Source organism: Azospirillum sp. TSO5 (assembly GCF_003116065.1).
GTDB lineage: Bacteria > Pseudomonadota > Alphaproteobacteria > Azospirillales > Azospirillaceae > Azospirillum.
The window spans coordinates 42,075-59,989 of record NZ_LGQY01000032.1; the positions used below are offsets into that span (position 1 = coordinate 42,075).

Below are 17,915 nucleotides of genomic sequence, written 5' to 3' on the forward strand. Positions count from 1 at the left end.
CTTGAACCGTCAGGGTCAGGCCTGGGCGGTCTCGGCGGCGGCGGTCTCTTCCTCCGGCAGCTGCTCGGCCGGGGCATCCTCGGCGGCACCCACGTCGATGCCGGCGGCGCTCATCTCGGCCTGCAGGCCGTCAAGCACGGCGCCGACCGTCAGGTCGCAGTACAGCTCGATGGCGCGCAGGGCGTCGTCGTTGCCGGGGATCGGGAAGGCCACGCCGTCCGGATCGGAGTTGCTGTCGAGGACCGCGATGACCGGGATGCCCAGCTTGTTGGCTTCCTTGACCGCGATCGACTCCTTGTTGGTGTCGATGATGAAGATGACGTCCGGCAGGCCGCCCATCTCCTTGATGCCGCCCAGCGCACGCTCCAGCTTGTCGCGCTCGCGGGTCAGCTCCAGGATTTCGCGCTTGGTCAGGCCCGAGGTGTCACCGCCCAGACGCTCTTCCATCTCGCGCAGGCGCTTGATCGACTGGGAGATCGTCTTCCAGTTGGTCAGCATGCCGCCGAGCCAGCGGTGGTTGACGTAGTACTGGCCGCACTTGGCGGCAGCCTCGGCGATGCGCTCCTGGGCCTGGCGCTTGGTGCCGACGAACAGGACGCGGCCACCGCCGGCGACGACGTCACGCACGGCCTGCAGGGCGCGGTGCAGCATCGGGACGGTCTGCTCGAGGTCGATGATGTGCACGCCATTGCGGACGCCGAAGATGTACTGGTTCATCTTCGGGTTCCAGCGGCGGGTGTGGTGACCGAAGTGGACACCGGCTTCCAGCAGCTGGCGCATGGTGAAGGTGGGCATGGTCATGTGGAAAAAATCCCTTTTTCCGGTTGCTCCGCCGCGGGCATTGTCGACAGCGCATGGAAACCATGGCTGAAGACACCGGATCGGGCCATCGGAGTAAAACCGAAGGTCCGCCAGCCCGCGTGAGGTTTTGACGACGGCGCTTACATAGCCCCGCACGCGCATGTTGACAAGGAAAAAGGCCACCCGGACCAGCGTCCGGATGGCCTTTTCAGCAAACCGCCAAGGACCGGTGAAAGTTCCTTTACGCCTGCGGCGCGGACGGGGCCGCAACCTTCGGCTTCGGCAGGTCGAGCTTCAGATGCAGCTCCCGCAGGCGGGCAGTGTCGACCGGCGCCGGGGCCTGCATCAGAAGGTCTTCGGCGCGCTGGTTCAGCGGGAAGGCGATGACCTCGCGGATGTTCGGCTCGTCGGCCAGCAGCATGACGATGCGGTCGATGCCAGGGGCGGAACCGCCGTGCGGCGGGGCGCCCAGCTTGAACGCGCTCAGCATGCCGCCGAATCGGGCTTCCAGCTCCTCCGGCGGGTAGCCGGCGATCTCGAAGGCCTTGTACATCACCTCCGGCAGGTGATTACGGATGGCGCCGGACGACAGCTCCACACCATTGCAGACGATGTCGTACTGGTAGGCCTTGATATCGAGCGGGTTCATCGTCTCCAGAGCCTTCAGGCCGCCCTGGGGCATGGAGAACGGGTTGTGGCTGAAGATGACCTTGTTGGTCTCTTCGTCCAGTTCGTACATCGGGAAGTCGACGATCCAGCAGAAGCGGAAGGCGTTCTTCTCGATCAGGTCCAGCTCCTCGCCGATGCGGGTGCGGGCTAGGCCGGCCAGCTTGGCCGCCGGGCCGGGCTGGTCGCAGACGAAGAAGATCGCGTCGCCGTCCTCAAGACCGGCCAGCTCACGCAGGGCGGCCTGAGCGGCCTCCGGCACGAACTTGGCGATCGGACCTTTGCCGCCGCCGGCTTCCATGACGATGTAGCCGAGGCCGGGGGCGCCGAGACCGCGGGCCCAGTCGTTCAGCTTGTCGAAGAAGCTGCGCGGACGGTCGGAGACCTTCGGCGCGCGGATGGCGCGGACGACGCCGCCCTTTTCCAGCGTCTGCTTGAAGGCGCGGAATTCGACGTCGTCGCGCTTGAACACCTCGGTCACATCGGTGATGACCAGCGGGTTGCGCAGGTCCGGCTTGTCGTTGCCGTACTTCAGCATCGATTCGGCGAAGGAGATGCGGCGGAACGGCAGCCCGTCGATGACCGGCTTCGACTCGCGGCGGAAACCGCCGAACTCTTCGAAGATGCCGTGCAGCACCGGCTCGATGGCGGCGAAGACGTCTTCCTGGGTGACGAAGGACATCTCGAAATCGAGCTGGTAGAACTCGCCCGGGCTGCGGTCGGCGCGGGCGTCCTCGTCGCGGAAGCAGGGGGCGATCTGGAAGTAGCGGTCGAAGCCGGCGACCATCAGCAGCTGCTTGAACTGCTGCGGCGCCTGCGGCAGGGCGTAGAACTTTCCGGGATGGTTGCGGCTCGGCACCAGATAGTCGCGCGCGCCCTCGGGCGAGGAGGCGGTGAGGATCGGCGTCTGGAACTCGGTGAAGCCCTGGTCGATCATGCGGCGGCGCGCCGAGGCGATCACGCGCGAACGCAGCATGATATTCTCGTGGATGCGCTCGCGGCGCAGGTCGAGGAAGCGGTAGCGCAGGCGCACGTCCTCGCCGGCATCGGTGTCCTGGTTGACCTGCAGCGGGATCTGCTCAGCCTCGCCTTCGGCGGTCAGTTCGGCGATCTGCAGTTCGATGCGGCCGGTGGGCAGCTTGTCGTTGATGGTCTCGGCCGTGCGCTTCACCACCTTGCCGGTGACGGTGATGACCGATTCCAGCTTCAGCCGGTTGGCGACCTCGAAGGCCGGGTTGGAGGTATCGACCACGCACTGCGTCAGGCCGTAATGGTCGCGCAGGTCGATGAACAGCAGCTGTCCATGGTCGCGCTTCCGGTTCATCCAGCCCGACAGGCGGACGGTTTCACCGGCATTCTCTTCACGAAGCTGGCCGCAGGTGTGCGTGCGGTAGGGGTGCATGGGTCGAAACACCTTGAAAAGGGCGGATTCCGGCGGAAAAAGCGGTTCGACACACCACACCGGACGCGCGCGAAAGTCAAGCCGCGATAGGGTGCAGCGCAGTGCGGCGGGAGCCCGGATGGAACGTTTGGAACAGTATGAAACATCCCGGGCCACCCTGTTCAATCGTTCCATCCGCCGGCCGTTCGACCGCCGGACCCCAGTTTAACACCGCCGGGGCCGTGGGATAAGCGGAGCGGGAAAATCCGGCCGCCGGGCCTACCGCCCCGCCCTTTTGCAACGCGCATCGGCTCCGCGCGTCGGCGGACTTTCGCGCACCCGCACGGTCGTGTATGAAGCAACCATGACGCTCATCACGACAACCGACGCCCTTCAGGCCTTCTGTCAGTCGCTGGCAGGGGCCGAGTACATCACGGTCGACACCGAGTTCCTGCGGGAAAAGACCTATTGGCCGCAACTGTGCCTCGTGCAGGTCGGCGGGCCCGACGGCGCGGTCGCCATCGACCCGCTGGCCGAGGGCATCGACCTGGCGCCGCTGTTCGCGCTGATGAGCGACCCGTCGGTGCTGAAGGTGTTCCACGCCGCCCGCCAGGATGTGGAGATCTTCTGGCACCTGTCCGGCCAGATCCCGCATCCGCTGTTCGACACCCAGGTCGCGGCGATGGTCTGCGGCTTCGGCGAGAGCGTCGGCTACGAGACGCTGGTGACCAAGCTGGCCGGCGCCCGCATCGACAAGTCCAGCCGCTTCACCGACTGGTCGCACCGGCCGCTGACCGACCGCCAGCTGACCTATGCCCTGTCCGACGTCATCCACCTGCGCCCGGCCTATGAGAAGCTGAAGCGCCGCCTCGCCCGCTCCGGCCGCTCGCATTGGCTGGAAGAGGAGATGGCGATCCTGACCGATCCGGCGACCTATCAGGTCGATCCGGAGAGCTCCTACATGCGGCTGAAGGTGCGGACCAACAAGCCGCGCTTCATGGCCATCCTGAAGGAGCTGGCGGCGTGGCGCGAGCGCGAGGCCCAGCGCCGCGACCAGCCGCGCTCCCGCGTGCTGCGCGACGAGGCTCTGCTGGAGATCGCCGCCCACGCGCCGACCACGGTCGACGACCTCGCCCGCACCCGCGGTCTGGGCCGGGGCTTCGCTGAGGGGCGTCAGGGCGCCGACGTGCTGGGCGCGGTGCAGGCCGGGCTGGATCTGCCGGACAGCGCCCTGCCCCGCGTCGAACCGCGCGAGGAGCCACCCCCCGGATTGCAACCGATCGTCGAATTGCTGCGCGTGCTTCTGAAGATGAAGTGCGACGAGAACAATGTCGCGGCGAAGCTGGTGGCGTCCTCGTCCGATCTGGAGGCGTTGGCGGCTGATGATCGGGCAGAGATTCCGGCGATGCAGGGCTGGCGGCGCGAACTGTTCGGTAATGATGCACTTGCCCTGAAGCACGGAAAGATCGGACTTGCGGTCATAGACCGTCGCGTCCGCATCGTTCCTGCTGGCGAACCGCGCCACACGACCGATTCGCCCGAATCCGAAACTTGACCTTTTCGGATGGCGTCGCTTCGATGATTGCGGCGCCTTTTGCGGTGGTCCGGGTGCCTCCTGCGCCCGGACTTTAGCCTTAAGGGCTTTTTAAAGAAAGTTACCGTTAAGATCGGTTCGGCTTCGTAGGATCGGGCATGCCCGGCCGGCTCGCGGGCCGCCGGAATCGGTCGGGCGAAAGCGCCCGGACGGAAAGCAAAAGGCTGCCGAACAACGAGCGGCCGAAGACATGGGTGGTTGGCAGGCGTGACGCTTGTTGTGGGAGTGAGCAAGGTATGAGCAGGTTTGGCGGCAGACCACCCATGGGACGGGACCGTGTCCGGCTTTCCACCACGGAAAAGCAGGCCGCCGTCGCCGCCGCCAAGGACCAGAAGCCGGAATTCGACAACGACAAGCTCCTGAACCTGCTGCGGTCGGCGAAGAACGAATTGCAGGGCATGCGGTTGATCCACATGCATCTGTCGCTTCTGAAGGACCGCGATCCGACCAGCCAGATGATGGTCCGCTCCATCATCCAGGAACTGGCGACCAAGGCCTCCTATCTGCAATCCTTCAATATCTCCAACGGCGACGTCATCATCCTCTACAAGGGGCTGAAGCTGACCGGCGTTACCGACGTCTGCCAGACGGTGGAACAGGTCTTCCTGTCGAAGACGACGCTGACCGGGCCGAACCCTTACAAGGAATATTCGCTCTATTCGATCATGGAACTGGCGTTGAACTTCATCAACGTCATCCGTTTCATCGAAGAACTGCAGGCGAACGAGACCGGGCAACACGTCACCGAGACCAAGCCGCCGATCACGCTGGAGGAACTGGGCAAGCTCGAACGCTCGATGCAGATGTTCGATCTGTCGCCCTTCCTGTTCAACCAGGGCATCGCCAACATCGGCAGCGGCGATGCGGAGATGGAGTATTATGAACTCTACATCTCCATAAAGCTGCTCCAGGAGCGGCTGTGCCCCGATTACGACATCACCGCCAACAAGTGGCTGTTCAACTACTTCACCGCCAACCTCGACCAGTCGGTTCTGCGCGCGCTGAACCATGGCCTGAGCTTCATGCGCGGGCGGCGGATCGGCATTAACATCAACCTGTCGACCGTCATCTCCACCGGTTTCGTGAAGTTCGACGAGCGTCTGCCGATCGATTTCCGCGGGCAGGTGGTGCTGGAGGTGTCGAAGGGCGACCTGATCGAGAATCTGTCACTGTTCAACGAGGTGGTGGAGTTCGCACAGGACCGCCGGTACCAGATCGCGGTGGACGGGCTGAACCCGTTCTGGGTGACAAACTTCGATCTGGAATATCTGAACGCCGATTACGCAAAGATCTTCTGGTCCAACGACATGCTGGAGATGGACCCGCAGTTCGAGAAGTATTTCCGCGAGCGCATCGCTGAGCAGGACCGCTGCAAGTTCATCCTGGCGCGCTGCGACAGCGTGACCAGCCTGGTCTATGCCCACAAGATGGGCATCAATCTGGTCCAGGGCCGCGCGGTCGACAACATCATGCGCAAGGGCGTCAGCGTCCGCGAGGCCATCGCGCACGCCAAGGTGGATTGAAGTCTGGGCGGATTGAGCCCAGCGCTCACGGCTTGCGCGGCGCTTGCCGCAGCAGACCGTCGGTCCAGGCCGGGGGAAGCAGGGCCAGCACCCAAACGGCGGCCATCATCGGCCAGGGAAACGCGATTCGCGCCCTGTTGCGCTCCAGTCCACGGCGGATGACTTTCGCGGCGGCATCCGTTTCCATCAGGAACGGCATGGGAAAGCGGTTGACCGCGGTCATCCGGCTTTTGACGAAGCCGGGGCAGATCACCGACACGCCGATCCCCTCCCCCGCCAGATCGCCGCGCAACGCCTCGCCATAGACACGCACCATCGCCTTGCTGGCGCAATAGGCCGGCGCACCGGGAAGACCGCGGAATCCCGCCAGTGACGCCATGATCGCGATCTGGCCGCGCCGCCGCGCCCGCATGACCGGAAGCAGCGGGTGGATGCTGTTCAGCACGCCGTCGATGTTCACCGACAGGATGCGCCGGGCCTGTTCCTCCGTCTCGCCTCCGTCGCCGGTGCCGGCCGACATGCCGGCGTTGGCGATCAGCAGATCGACCGGTGTTGCGGCATCGACCTGAGCCAGCCAACCGGCCATGGCGGCACGGTCGGCCACGTCAATCACCGCCGTCTCCACATCGGCGCCGGCGGCGCGGCAGCGTCCGGCCACCGCCTCCAGCCTCGCGGAGTCGCGGCCGGTCAGCGCGAGGGCTGTTCCGGGCGCGGCGTAAAGGACAGCCAGCGCCTCGCCGATGCCGCTGGAAGCGCCGGTGATGACGATGGACCGCGGCTGTTTCATGGAGGTTCCGCCCTGTTCACCGGCTGCCGGATGGCGCCGAAGCTTGTTGTGGGGTGATGTCGCGTTTATAGCGTCGTGCGTTTCCTATGAAACGCACGACGCTATAGCTTTATGTTTGACGATCGGATTCACGCTCCAAATCGATTCCGATTTGGCGCGATCCGATCTATAAGCACGACACAAATCGACACCGCTTTGCAAATGAGGCCGCCTTTGCCAGCCCATCGCCCCGTCATTGCCAGCATGACCGGTTTCGCGCGCGTCGACGGGCACGGCGACGGCTATTCCTGGACCTTCGAGGCCAAGAGCGTCAATGGCCGCAGCCTGGATCTGCGCTGCCGCCTGCCATCCGGCTTCGACAGCGTCGAGGCGGTGGCCCGCGCCGAGCTGCCGAAGCGGCTGGCCCGCGGCAATGTCAACCTGACGCTGACCGTCAATCGCGCCCAGGCGGTCTCCCAATTGCGCATCAACCGCGAGCTTCTGGCCCAGGTTCTGGAGATCGCGCGGGAGATCGAAGGGGCCGGCGCCGCCCCGCCGCGGCTGGATTCGCTGCTGGCGGTTCGCGGCATCATCGAGCCGGTGGAAGAGGACGAGACCGAGGCGCGCGAGCGCGTCGAATCGGCGCTGAAAAGCGATCTGGCCAAGTTGGTCGACCAACTGGTGGTCAACCGCCTCGCCGAAGGCGCCCGCATTGCCGAGGTTCTGAACGGCCATCTCGACGAGATCGCCCGGCTGGTGGACGCGGCGTCGGCCTGCGCCTCCACCCAGCCGGAGGCGCTGCGCGAGAAGCTGCGCGCCCAGGTTGCCGCGATCCTCGGCTCCTTCCCCGCCCTGTCGGAGGACCGGCTGGCGCAGGAGGCTGCGATCCTGATCGGCAAGGCCGACGTGCGCGAAGAGCTGGACCGGCTGCGCGCCCACATCCAGGCCGCGCGCGACCTGATGGCGGAGGGCGGAGCGATCGGCCGCCGGTTCGACTTCCTGTGCCAGGAGTTCAACCGCGAGGCCAACACGCTCTGCTCCAAATCGGCGGACGTCGAACTGACCCGCATCGGCCTGTCGCTGAAAGCTTCGATCGAGCAGTTGCGCGAGCAGGTCCAGAACATCGAATAACTGGCAACAGCGAGTGAGTGAGCGCCATGGCTGCGACCAACACCTCCCTGATCCACCGGCGCGGCCTGATGCTGGTGCTGTCCTCCCCCTCGGGCGCCGGCAAGACCACCATCGCCCGCGGCCTGCTGGACCGCGATGCCGGCATCACCATGTCGGTGTCGGTGACGACCCGGCCGATGCGCCCCGGCGAAGCCGAAGGGCTGGATTACTACTTCATCGATCAGCAGCGCTTCGACCACATGGCGGAGACCGGCGACCTGCTGGAGCATGCCCGCGTCTTCGGCAACTGCTATGGCACGCCGCGGGTGGCGGTGGAGGATGCGCTGGGCGCCGGGCGCGATGTGCTGTTCGCCATCGACTGGCAGGGTGCGCAGCAGCTGGCGCAGAATGCCCGCGACGATCTGGTCAGCGTCTTTGTCCTGCCGCCGTCGGTCAGCGAACTGGAACGCCGCCTACGCGGCCGTGGCCAGGATTCGGAGGAGGTCATCGCCAACCGCATGGCGAAGGCGTCCAACGAGATCAGCCATTGGCCGGAATATGACTACGTGATCGTCAACAGCGACGTGAACGAGAGCATCAATGCGGTCGAGTCGATCCTGCATGCCGAACGGCTGCGCCGCCGCCGTCAGGTCGGCCTGCCGGAGTTCGTGCGCAGCATCCAGGACACGCTGTAACTACTTGCTTGGAAACGGCTTCGCCCGGACCTTGGTTTCATGGCCGGGCGGACCGTCTGTACCGTCCGGCTGTTTGCCGCGGTAATAGCCCTTCTGCCAGCGTTCCTGCGCGGCGGCGCTGCCCGGCGTCTGCAGGTCGTTGTTGAACTGGCTGCGCGAAGCCGCCCAGCCACGGTACTGCGCCGCTGTCTCCGGATCGCTGTCGAGGTCACGCACCTCCGGCGTCAGGCTCTCTACCAGACCGCGCTGGATGGGCATCAGATGGGCGAAGGGTTCGCCCTTCTCCCAGGTGACCGGTACGCCGGGCGCGGTGAATTTCCAGTTCATGGTGAAGGGGTACGGTGACCAGTCGGTTTCGATGATGCCCGACAGGCCCATGATGCCGTGCTTCGGGTGGTTCAGCGGCCCGGTGACCATCAGGTTGACGCCCGGCGGCGTACGGAACAGCGCCGCGACGTGGAAGGTCAGCACGCCGCTGCCGAAATGGCTGGCGGGAAGCAGGGGGTGCGGCTCCTCCGCGGTGACGGTGATGGCCTCCAACCCGGTGCCGCCGTCCCACACCGCCATTACCCTCACGGGGCAGCAGACCTCCCACCCATGCATGCTGGCGATGTTGAGCGGCAGGCAGCGATAGCCGTACTGCTCCGGCAGGGCGTCGATCCAGTCGCGGGTCGGACGGGCCGGGCGGATGTCGGGCAGCACACCCGAGAGCGGATAAGCGGTCAGCGTCATGGCGCCGCATCCTGCCAGACTTCGCCATCCGGTGTAACCCTGAGGCTGGCGATGGTCACAACCGGCCGCCTGTCCATCCGGATTATTCCTAGGCCCCCGTTAGAGATTGCGCAGTCGCGGAGTACCCAAGTATGTGTCACACTTCGCATTAGAGTTATATCAATTAGCGAACCGCACTATGCCGTGCCTGCTGGCGACGGCCGCGGTGGCGCGCGTATCGTGTGGGGCTGGGCAATGTTCACCAAACTCAACAGCATCAAGGCGAAGCTCCTGATCCTTCAGGGGCTGTTCCTCGTCACCATCCTGGTGGCCGGCATCTGGTCGGCGACATCGAAGCGCGAGACGATGGTCGAGGGATACCACAAATCCATCGAGGCGGTGGTGCAGACCTCGCTGTCGATCATGAAGTCCTACGACGCGCGCGCCGCCAAGGGCGAGTTCAGCCGCGAGGAAGCACAGGACCGCGCCAAGTCTGCGCTGCGGGCCCTGCGCTTCTTCGGCAATGAATACATGTTCGGCTACGAGTTCGACGGCACCAACGTGTTCCATGGTGTCCGCCCCGACCTGGAAGGCACCCGCAAGCTGGCCGATTTCAAGGACAGCAACGGCGTGATGGTGATCCGCGGACTGATCGACTCGGCGCGCAACGGCGACGGCACGCTGATCTACAACTTCCCCAAGGCCGGCGGCACCGAACCGTTTCCGAAGCTGGCCCATGCCGCGATCTATGAACCGTGGGGCTGGATGATCGGCACCGGCGTCTACATCGACGATGTCGACGCAGCTTTCCGCAGCACGCTGATCAACACGCTGGCGGTGACGCTGGCGGCGGCGCTGGCGCTGGGGCTGTTCGGCTTCCAGTTGGTGTCGCGCATCGGCAAGGGTCTGGACGGCATCGCCTCCGCCACCGGCCGCATCGCCAAGGGCGATCTCGCCACCCAGGTCGCCGGCACCGACCGCGCCGACGAGGTGGGGGCACTGGCCCGCTCGGTGGAGACCCTGCGTCTCAGCGCCATCGAGGCTGAAGATCTGCGCCGCCGCCATGCCGCGCTGGAACGGGAAGCCGATGAGGCCCGTCGCGCGACCATGAAGCGGCTGGCCGACGAGTTCGAAGGCACCGTCGGCGCACTGGTCCGCTCTGTCGCCGAGTCGGCGGGTCAGCTGACCCACACGTCGGGCGCCATGAGCAGCGGGGCGGAACAGACCACCCGGCTGATGGACGGCGCCGCCCGAGCCGCGGGGACGACCTCCGGCAATGTCCAGGCGGTGGCCGGCGCCACCGAGGAGCTGGCCGCCTCGATCCGCGAGATCGCCCAGCAGATCGCCGAATCGACGACCGGCTCGGCCCGCGCGGTGGAAGATGTCCGCCGCACCTATGCCCTGATCGAGCAATTGGACAGCGTCGCCCGGCGCACGGTGGAGGTGGTCGACCTGATCCGCTCCATCGCCGAACAGACCAACCTGCTGGCCCTGAACGCCACCATCGAGGCCGCCCGCGCCGGCGAGGCCGGTAAGGGCTTCGCCGTGGTGGCGAGCGAGGTGAAGAACCTCGCCAACCAGACCGCCAAGGCCACCGACGATGTCCAAGCGCAGATCGCCGCCATGACCGACGCCACCTCGTCGGTGGTCGAGGCGATGCGCGGGGTCGGCGGCGCCATCGAGACGGTGAACAGCGTCGCGTCCAGCATCTCCGCCGCCATCGAGGAACAGGGGGCGGCGACCCGCGACATCAGCCGCAACGTCAACGAGGCGGCGCAGGGCGTCAGTTCGGTGTCCGACAGCCTGAACTTGGTGTGCACCCACGCCACCGCCACCGGCCAAGCCTCCGCCGAGGTCGCCGCCGCGGCCCGCGCGGTGGGCGAGCGCGCCGACCGCATGCTGGGCGAAGTGTCCGCCTTCGTCGCCCGCATCCGCCAGGGCTGACCGCCTGATGCGGTGGGGAGGGTATTCTACCGGATGCATTCGGTAAAATTCCGCGCTATGGATGGGGCCAGCGAATTGCCGGACAGGACTCCATGACCGCCCCCTCCCCCGCTCAGACCACCTCCACCTCTGCCCGCCGGGGCTGGCTCGACGAGGCGCTGCGGCGACTCGAGGCGGACGTGAACCGCTCCGCCGACACCCACCTGCTGCGGCTTCCGGTCCCGGCGGCGCAGGGGATCACGCTGTACCTGAAGGACGAATCGACACACCCCACCGGCAGCCTGAAGCACCGGCTGGCGCGGTCGCTGTTCCTCTATGCTATCTGCAACGGCTGGGTGCGCGAGGGCACGACGGTGATCGAGGCGTCATCGGGATCGACAGCGGTGTCGGAGGCCTATTTCGCCCAGCTGCTGGAGTTGCCCTTCGTCGCCGTGGTGCCGCGCAACACCTCGCCGGCCAAGATCGCGCAGATCGAGTTCTATGGCGGCCGCTGCCATATGGTGGAGCGCGCGTCGGAGGTCTGCGCCGAGGCGCAGCGGCTGGCCCGCGATTGCGACGGCCATTTCATGGACCAGTTCACCTATGCGGAGCGCGCCACCGACTGGCGCGGCAACAACAACATCGCCCAGTCGATCTTCGAACAGCTGGCGCAGGAACCGCATCCGGTGCCGGACTGGATCGTCTGCGGCGCCGGCACCGGCGGTACCTCGGCCACCTTCGGGCGCTATGTGCGCTATCGCCGGCTGCCGACGCGGGTGTGCGTCGCCGATCCGGAGCATTCCGCCTTCTTCGCCGGATTTCGCGACAATGACCCGAAGGCCAGCGTCGGACGGGGGTCCGGCATCGAGGGCATCGGGCGGCCGACGGTGGAGCCGTCCTTCCAAGCGACGGTGATCGACCGGATGATCCGCGTGCCCGATGCCGCCAGCATCGCCGCCGTCTGGGTGCTGCGCGAGCGGCTGGGCCGCGCCTGCGGCGGCTCCACCGGCACCAATCTGGTGGGCTCCATCGAGCTGATCGCCGAAATGATGCGCGAGGGCCGGCAGGGCAGCGTCGCCACGCTGATCTGCGATCCCGGCGACCGCTATATGGGAACCTACTTCAACCGCGATTGGCTGCAGGCCAACGGGTTTGACATCGACCCGTGGTGCCAGCGGATCGACGGCTTCTTCCGGACCGGCGCCTGGAGCGGCGACGGGCTGGAAACGGCCGGGCGCTGACCGGGGAGCCGGCGGCCATGACCCGCATGCGGATCCGCATCGATTTCGAGACCGGTGGCTCGATCGGTCCCGGCAAGATCGCTCTGCTGGAGCGGATCCGCGAGACTGGCTCCATCTCTGCCGCCGGCCGGGCGCTGGGTATGTCCTATCGGCGGGCCTGGCTGCTGGTGGACGACCTGAACCGCATCTTCCGCGAGCCGGTTGTGAGCGCCGCGGTCGGCGGCAAGCATGGCGGCGGTACGGTGCTGACCGGGTTCGGCGAACAGGTGATCGACCATTACCGCGCGGTCGAGCGCGAGGCGCATGTGGCGACCGCCCACCGGCTGGCGGCGCTGGCCGCGGGGATCAATCCGGATTACGGCGCGGACAAGCAGGTGGACGACGGGAGCTTTGCCGGCGATCCGGGGGTGGGGCCAGGGTGTGGACGGTGAGGCTGTCGGTCGTCGACTGAGTATGCGGGTTGAGCTGGGTGCGCTTGCCCCCTCCCTAACCCTCCCCCGCGTTCCGCGGGAGAGGGAACTGCCGCTTTCTTCCCCTCTACCGCCGAAGGCGGGGGAGGGAGGGACCCGCGGCGGAGCCGTGGGAGGGAGGGGGGCGATGGCTTTGCCGAAACAAAAAGGCCGGGCGAACTGCCCGGCCTTTTCTTATCCAACCCAACGTGCCGCCTACGCGAACGCCTTGTATGCAATCAGCGTGAAGGTGTCGCGGACGCCGGGAAGCGTCTGCACATGCTCCGTCACGAAGCGGCCGATGTCGTCGTCCTGCTTCAGGTAGCATTTCATCAGCAGATCATACTGGCCGGAGATGGAATGCACCTCCGACACCTGTTCGATCAGCTGCACCGCCTGATCGGCGACTTCATAGGCGCGACCGAGATCGCATTTGACCATGACGAAGATGGTCTGCACGGGCTCAGCCCTCCTCGGTCGAGGCTTCGCTGGACGGACGCGGGCGGGCCGAGCGCAGCATGAAGGCCGGCATGTGATCGCCGAAGCCGATCACCGGCACATCATCGTCATCGTCGTCGCGGCGGCGGCGGCGGTCGCCACGGTCACGGTCGCGGCGCGGCTCGTTGCTGCGGCGGGATTCGGCGGCGGCCAGCGATTCGCGGGGCTGGCGCTCCTCACGAACCGGACGGTCTTCGCGCACGGAACGCTCCTCGCGGACGGGGCGCTCTTCACGGGCCGGACGCTCCTCGCGGGGAGCGGCAGCCTCCTCACGCGGGGCGCGCTCTTCACGGCCGCCGCGGGGCGGACGGGCTTCCGAGCGGCTGTCCGGCTTGGCACCACGGCCGCCACGACCACGGCCACGACCGCGGGAGCTGCCGTCTTCCTCGCCGAACTCGGCCGTCTCCAGGCCGTCGATGGCGATCATGGGAATCTCCCGCTTGATGAGGCGCGTGATTGCGCCGACAAGTTTCGTGTCGTCCGGCGTGGCCAGCATGAAGGCCCTGCCCTGCTTGCCGGCACGGCCGGTGCGGCCGATCCGGTGGACATAGTCGTCGGGGGTCAGCGGCACGTCGAAATTGAAGACGTGGCTGAGACCCTGGACGTCGATGCCGCGGGCGGCGACGTCGGAGCAGACCAGCAGTGAAATCTCGCCCTGCTTGAACCGCTCCAGCGTCTCAGTGCGCTTGGACTGCACCATGTCGCCGTGCAGCGCGCCGACATTGAAGCCGTGGCGCTCCAGCGACTTCTGCAGGACGGCGATGTCGCGCTTGCGGTTGCAGAAGATGAAGGCGTTCTTGACGTCCTCGGTCTGCAGCAGATGGCGCAGCGCCTTGCGCTTGTCCATGTCATGGACCAGCACCATCGCCTGGGTCACCGTCTCCGCCGGCGAGGCGGGCGGAGCGACGCTGATCTCCAGCGGCTGGGTCAGGAAGGCATCGGCCAGACGACGGATTTCCGGCGGCATCGTCGCCGAGAAGAACAGGGTCTGGCGGTTCTTCGGCAGCTTGCTGACGATGCGCTCGATATCCGGGATGAAGCCCATGTCGAGCATGCGGTCGGCCTCGTCGATGACGAAGACCTTGATGTCGTTCAGCATGATGTTGCCGCGCTCGAACAGGTCGATGAGACGACCCGGAGTCGCGATCAGCACATCCACGCCACGGTCGAGCTTCTTCACCTGTTCGGTGAAGGTCTCGCCGCCGATCAGCAGCGCCATGCTGAGCTTGTGGTACTTGCCGTAGGTCTCGAAGCTTTCCGACACCTGGGCTGCCAGCTCGCGCGTCGGCTCCAGGATCAGAGACCGCGGCATCCGCGCGCGGGCACGGCCCGACGCCAGGATGTCGATCATGGGCAAGGTGAAGCTCGCCGTTTTGCCGGTGCCCGTCTGCGCGCAGCCGAGCACGTCGCGGCGTTGCAGGACACAGGGAATTGCCTGTTCCTGAATGGGCGTCGGTTGGGTGTAACCCTTGTCCTCGATGGCGCGCAGGACGTCAGGGCCAAGCCCAAGTTCCGAAAAAAGCATCCAACCTGTTTCTGTTCTGGAGTGCGGAAATCGAGCGTTCGACGCCCGATGCCTGGATGAGGCCGAAGAATAGGAAGTCAAAGCTGCATGTCAATAGATCCGATGTTCCGAAACCGAAAATTGGCGCGAAAACACACTGCGTTGGCGAATTCGGCGCTCTGCGCTAGGCTGTCGTCCGGCAGTACCGCGAGTCGCGGCGCTTGCCGGCGCCCCGATGGGGGGCTGTCCGCTTCAAATGGAACGGTCGAGAGCATTTGATGATTCTTCGTGCCCAGGAATCGGTGCTGGTGGTGGTGGATGTGCAGGAACGGCTGCTGCCGGCCATCCACGACTCCGAGCGCGTCGTCCGCAACGCCGCGATGCTGCTGAAGGGTGCCGCCGCCCTGTCGGTGCCTGTGCTGGTCACCGAGCAGTATCCGCGCGGCCTGGGGCCGACGGTGGACGCGGTGCGCGCCCACCTGCCGGAAGGCTCGCCGGTGATCGAGAAGATCACCTTCGGCAGCACCGGCGAGCCGGCCTTCAATGCGGCGGTCGAGGCGTTGAATCGCCCGCAGATCGTGCTGTGCGGCACGGAGGCGCATGTCTGCGTGATGCAGACCGCGTTGGGGCTGCGCCAGCAGGGCCACGCGGTCTATCTGGTCGCCGACGCGGCGTCGTCGCGCACCCCTGCCAACCACGCCATGGCGCTGGAGCGGATGCGTGCCGCCGGCGTGACCATCGTCACCACCGAGATGGTGCTGTTCGAGTGGATGGAACGGGCCGGCACGCCGGTCTTCAAGGTCGTCAGCGCACTGGTGAAGTGAGCGCAGGAGAAGCCGCATGTCCGCTAACTCTACCAGCTCTGCCGGCCGCCCGGCCCTGATCCTGCTGCCCGGCATGCCGCTGGACGCGGCTCTGTGGGACCATCAGGTCCGGCACCTCGGCGACATCGCCGCCCCGCAGGTGGTCGAACTGGCGGATTGCCCCAGCATCGCGGCGATGGCCGACAAGGTTCTGGCCCAGGCGCCGGAGCGCTTCGCCGTCGCCGGCCTGTCGATGGGCGGTTATGTCGCGCTGGAGATTCTGCGCCGCGCACCGGAGCGGGTGGAGCGGCTGGCCCTGCTCGACACCAACGCCCGCGCCGACACGGCGGAGGCGACGGCGACCCGGCGGGAGGCGGTGGCGCTCGCCCGTCAGGGGCGCTATGGGCAGGTGATCCGCGCCGCCCTGCCCCGCCTGATCCACCCGGACCGATTGGCCGATGACGGATTTGTCCGCTCGGTTCTGGCACAGATGGAGCGCGTGGGCGTCGACGGCTATGCGCGGGAGCAGGAGGCGATCATCAACCGGGTGGACAGCCGGCCGGGGCTGGCCGCCATCCGCTGCCCGACCCTGGTGATCTGCGGGCGCCAGGACATCCTGACGCCGCCGGCCCTGCATGAGGAGATGGCGGACGCCATCCCGGGCGCCCGGCTGGTCCTGATCGAAGACTGCGGCCACCTGTCGGCGATGGAACAGCCGCAGGCGGTCACCGCGCTGATGCGCGACTGGCTGCTGCGGGACTGATTGGGCTCAGCAGTCGGACCCATTGCAGAACAGTTCCGCCCGCGGGCTGGGGAACAGCGAGAAGGTCATGTCGCTGATCAGGCTGCGGAAATCCGGATCGTCCGGCCCCTGCGGCCGGTCGAGCCACCCGGTGGCGGAGGTCAGCGCGGCACCCGATCGGCAGAACGCCCCCTGCACGACGATGGCCCCGCCCGGTGGAGAGGTCCGGATCGGGCCGTTCGTGCAAAGCTCCGAGTTCAGCGTGTTTTCCGCCACATTGAAGGCCAGCACCACCTTGTAGTCGCGCCGCGCCGTATCGTTGGGCGTGGTGGTGAGAGTGGTCTTCACGCCCATCACGCGGTTCTGCATGTGCGGCAGCACCTTCTCCGCGAAGCGCTCCGGCGGGAGGCCGAAGGGGTCGCCGTGCAGCACCACCCGCAGGTCGCGATTCCCCGCCGCATAGGCGACTTCGCTGCGCGTGTAGGCCGGGGTCGGCTCGCTCGCCACCACCCGCTCGTTGGAGCAGGCCGCGAGAGTCGAAGCGCCCAGCAGGAGGGCGGCGAGCGGCGGGAGCATGCGCATGATGTGATCGTCCGTTGATGTCGCTGCCCCCGATATGGGGAGCGGTGCCGCACCGGACGAGTGGGTCGGCCCGGTGCGTGACCTGAGCGTCACACGTCCTTCAGCCATTTGTCCGCGACGTGGCCGATCAGCGACGGATAGCCGGGAAGCTCCGGCCCGATCAGCGGAAGATCGAATTCGGCGACGATCCGCGCCACGGTCTCGTCGGTCAATTCCAGCCCGAGCGCACTGGCGCGGCGGGCGATGACGAGTTCCTGGCCCCAGACATAGACCCGCCGGGCGCCGGTGTTGCGCGCCATGATCCGGGACTGCTCCATCCGCTCGTCACCGTTGATCGGCAACCAGATGTCGGTCATCAGCGTGTCGGCCGGCTCGTCGGTGCGGAATTCCAGCGCATCGCCGTTGACGATGGTGATCTTGGCCACTGCCTCCGCCGGAAGCTGGTCGAACAGGCCGACGCTGCGGTTGACCTCGATCACGTCGGGATCGAGTTCGACGACCGTGACCCGCGTCACTTCCGGCCGCAGGGCCGCGTTCACCGCCGCCCAGCCCATGCCCATTCCCATCACCACCGTATGGCCGGTGGCGGCGCGGACGCCGATCTCCTGGCTCTCGATCTCCATCGGCGTCATCGACATCCAGCAATGAAAATCGCCGTCCGCCTCGCGCCGCAGCAGGGTGGCTGTACCGCTCGTCAACAGCGCCGAACTCCAGTAGCCGGCACTGAGCAGGATCGGCGCCACCCGCAAACGCCAGCGCCCGACCTCGCATGGCTGGTAGCGGGGAACGAAGAGGTCGGTGACGAAGGGAAGCAACGGTGACAACACGTCGGCGACCATCTCGGGCGGGATGGGATCGGGCGCATTGTCGGCACCGGAATGGGTCAAGGGGGGCATGCGCCTCCTGCGGGTCGGGCCGTGATCCGC

General features: G+C 66.6%; 17 protein-coding genes. 9 read left to right on the forward strand and 8 right to left on the reverse strand.

The window, feature by feature from the left end; all coding sequences use genetic code 11:
- Window positions 1-15: 15 nt before the first annotated feature.
- Entirely contained in the window at window positions 16-801 is a 786-nt protein-coding gene (gene rpsB, locus TSO5_RS09715) for a 30S ribosomal protein S2 (protein ID WP_109151395.1), read from the reverse strand.
- 241 nt (window positions 802-1,042) lie between these two features.
- The gene (gene aspS / locus TSO5_RS09720) at window positions 1,043-2,869 is read right to left on the reverse strand and encodes an aspartate--tRNA ligase (RefSeq protein ID WP_109151396.1); all 1,827 of its coding nucleotides are present in this window, start codon (window positions 2,867-2,869) and stop codon (window positions 1,043-1,045) included.
- Between the two features lie 343 nt (window positions 2,870-3,212).
- On the opposite strand from aspS, the gene rnd reads away from it, so the two are divergent.
- A complete protein-coding gene (rnd, locus tag TSO5_RS09725; RefSeq protein WP_109151542.1) occupies window positions 3,213-4,403 on the forward strand; it encodes a ribonuclease D in 1,191 nt (396 codons plus the stop codon).
- A 302-nt stretch (window positions 4,404-4,705) separates the two neighbouring features.
- Entirely contained in the window at window positions 4,706-5,965 is a 1,260-nt protein-coding gene (locus TSO5_RS09730) for a hypothetical protein (protein ID WP_247870675.1), read from the forward strand.
- A 25-nt stretch (window positions 5,966-5,990) separates the two neighbouring features.
- Here TSO5_RS09730 and TSO5_RS09735 read toward each other — a convergent pair whose 3' ends face one another.
- Window positions 5,991-6,752 (reverse strand): SDR family NAD(P)-dependent oxidoreductase, encoded by a 762-nt coding sequence (locus TSO5_RS09735; RefSeq protein WP_109151398.1) that lies wholly within the window; start codon window positions 6,750-6,752, stop codon window positions 5,991-5,993.
- A 243-nt stretch (window positions 6,753-6,995) separates the two neighbouring features.
- Here TSO5_RS09735 and TSO5_RS09740 point away from each other — a divergent pair, with 243 nt between their 5' ends.
- Together TSO5_RS09740 and gmk are read left to right on the forward strand one after the other, a co-directional pair.
- A complete protein-coding gene (locus tag TSO5_RS09740) occupies window positions 6,996-7,862 on the forward strand; it encodes a YicC/YloC family endoribonuclease (protein ID WP_109151399.1) in 867 nt (288 codons plus the stop codon).
- Between the two features lie 26 nt (window positions 7,863-7,888).
- Window positions 7,889-8,536 (forward strand): guanylate kinase, encoded by a 648-nt coding sequence (gene gmk / locus TSO5_RS09745; protein WP_109151400.1) that lies wholly within the window; start codon window positions 7,889-7,891, stop codon window positions 8,534-8,536.
- On the opposite strand, the gene TSO5_RS09750 is transcribed toward gmk, so the two are convergent.
- Window positions 8,537-9,268 carry a DUF6065 family protein gene (locus TSO5_RS09750; protein WP_109151401.1) on the reverse strand — a complete coding sequence of 244 codons (732 nt, stop codon included), beginning with the start codon at window positions 9,266-9,268 and terminating at the stop codon, window positions 8,537-8,539.
- A 234-nt stretch (window positions 9,269-9,502) separates the two neighbouring features.
- Here TSO5_RS09750 and TSO5_RS09755 point away from each other — a divergent pair, with 234 nt between their 5' ends.
- From TSO5_RS09755 to TSO5_RS09765, 3 genes are all read left to right on the forward strand, one after another.
- Entirely contained in the window at window positions 9,503-11,191 is a 1,689-nt protein-coding gene (locus TSO5_RS09755; RefSeq protein WP_158282390.1) for a cache domain-containing protein, read from the forward strand.
- A gap of 92 nt (window positions 11,192-11,283) precedes the next feature.
- Window positions 11,284-12,411, forward strand: coding sequence for a PLP-dependent cysteine synthase family protein (locus TSO5_RS09760; RefSeq protein ID WP_109151403.1), 1,128 nt, complete (start codon window positions 11,284-11,286; stop codon window positions 12,409-12,411).
- A 17-nt stretch (window positions 12,412-12,428) separates the two neighbouring features.
- Window positions 12,429-12,842, forward strand: coding sequence for a winged helix-turn-helix domain-containing protein (locus tag TSO5_RS09765; protein ID WP_109151404.1), 414 nt, complete (start codon window positions 12,429-12,431; stop codon window positions 12,840-12,842).
- A gap of 234 nt (window positions 12,843-13,076) precedes the next feature.
- Here TSO5_RS09765 and TSO5_RS09770 read toward each other — a convergent pair whose 3' ends face one another.
- Together TSO5_RS09770 and TSO5_RS09775 are read right to left on the reverse strand one after the other, a co-directional pair.
- On the reverse strand, window positions 13,077-13,319 hold the full coding sequence (locus TSO5_RS09770) for an Lrp/AsnC ligand binding domain-containing protein (protein ID WP_085089209.1): 243 nt from the start codon (window positions 13,317-13,319) through the stop codon (window positions 13,077-13,079).
- Window positions 13,320-13,323: 4 nt separating this feature from the next.
- Complete coding sequence (locus TSO5_RS09775) at window positions 13,324-14,883, reverse strand: DEAD/DEAH box helicase (RefSeq protein ID WP_109151405.1); 1,560 nt, start codon at window positions 14,881-14,883, stop codon at window positions 13,324-13,326.
- 257 nt (window positions 14,884-15,140) lie between these two features.
- On the opposite strand from TSO5_RS09775, the gene TSO5_RS09780 reads away from it, so the two are divergent.
- Window positions 15,141-15,686, forward strand: coding sequence for a hydrolase (locus tag TSO5_RS09780; protein ID WP_109151406.1), 546 nt, complete (start codon window positions 15,141-15,143; stop codon window positions 15,684-15,686).
- 16 nt (window positions 15,687-15,702) lie between these two features.
- Window positions 15,703-16,428, forward strand: coding sequence for an alpha/beta fold hydrolase (locus TSO5_RS09785; protein ID WP_109151407.1), 726 nt, complete (start codon window positions 15,703-15,705; stop codon window positions 16,426-16,428).
- 6 nt (window positions 16,429-16,434) lie between these two features.
- Here the strand turns inward: TSO5_RS09785 and TSO5_RS09790 are convergent, their stop codons facing one another.
- On the reverse strand, window positions 16,435-16,989 hold the full coding sequence (locus tag TSO5_RS09790) for a hypothetical protein (protein WP_109151408.1): 555 nt from the start codon (window positions 16,987-16,989) through the stop codon (window positions 16,435-16,437).
- A gap of 89 nt (window positions 16,990-17,078) precedes the next feature.
- Window positions 17,079-17,885, reverse strand: coding sequence for a hypothetical protein (locus TSO5_RS09795; RefSeq protein ID WP_247870676.1), 807 nt, complete (start codon window positions 17,883-17,885; stop codon window positions 17,079-17,081).
- Between the last annotated feature and the right edge of the window lie 30 nt (window positions 17,886-17,915).

Bases quoted from the DNA above. Each gene is read 5' to 3' on its own strand.
- gmk (WP_109151400.1), top strand. From the start codon at position 7,889: ATGGCTGCGACCAACACCTCCCTGATCCACCGGCGCGGCCTGATGCTG.
- TSO5_RS09775 (WP_109151405.1), bottom strand. From the start codon at position 14,883: ATGCTTTTTTCGGAACTTGGGCTTGGCCCTGACGTCCTGCGCGCCATC.
- aspS (WP_109151396.1), bottom strand. From the start codon at position 2,869: ATGCACCCCTACCGCACGCACACCTGCGGCCAGCTTCGTGAAGAGAAT.
- TSO5_RS09785 (WP_109151407.1), top strand. From the start codon at position 15,703: ATGTCCGCTAACTCTACCAGCTCTGCCGGCCGCCCGGCCCTGATCCTG.
- TSO5_RS09740 (WP_109151399.1), top strand. From the start codon at position 6,996: ATGACCGGTTTCGCGCGCGTCGACGGGCACGGCGACGGCTATTCCTGG.
- TSO5_RS09730 (WP_247870675.1), top strand. From the start codon at position 4,706: ATGGGACGGGACCGTGTCCGGCTTTCCACCACGGAAAAGCAGGCCGCC.
- TSO5_RS09735 (WP_109151398.1), bottom strand. From the start codon at position 6,752: ATGAAACAGCCGCGGTCCATCGTCATCACCGGCGCTTCCAGCGGCATC.
- TSO5_RS09760 (WP_109151403.1), top strand. From the start codon at position 11,284: ATGACCGCCCCCTCCCCCGCTCAGACCACCTCCACCTCTGCCCGCCGG.
- rnd (WP_109151542.1), top strand. From the start codon at position 3,213: ATGACGCTCATCACGACAACCGACGCCCTTCAGGCCTTCTGTCAGTCG.
- TSO5_RS09765 (WP_109151404.1), top strand. From the start codon at position 12,429: ATGACCCGCATGCGGATCCGCATCGATTTCGAGACCGGTGGCTCGATC.
- TSO5_RS09750 (WP_109151401.1), bottom strand. From the start codon at position 9,268: ATGACGCTGACCGCTTATCCGCTCTCGGGTGTGCTGCCCGACATCCGC.
- TSO5_RS09790 (WP_109151408.1), bottom strand. From the start codon at position 16,989: ATGCGCATGCTCCCGCCGCTCGCCGCCCTCCTGCTGGGCGCTTCGACT.
- TSO5_RS09795 (WP_247870676.1), bottom strand. From the start codon at position 17,885: ATGCCCCCCTTGACCCATTCCGGTGCCGACAATGCGCCCGATCCCATC.
- TSO5_RS09780 (WP_109151406.1), top strand. From the start codon at position 15,141: ATGATTCTTCGTGCCCAGGAATCGGTGCTGGTGGTGGTGGATGTGCAG.
- rpsB (WP_109151395.1), bottom strand. From the start codon at position 801: ATGACCATGCCCACCTTCACCATGCGCCAGCTGCTGGAAGCCGGTGTC.
- TSO5_RS09755 (WP_158282390.1), top strand. From the start codon at position 9,503: ATGTTCACCAAACTCAACAGCATCAAGGCGAAGCTCCTGATCCTTCAG.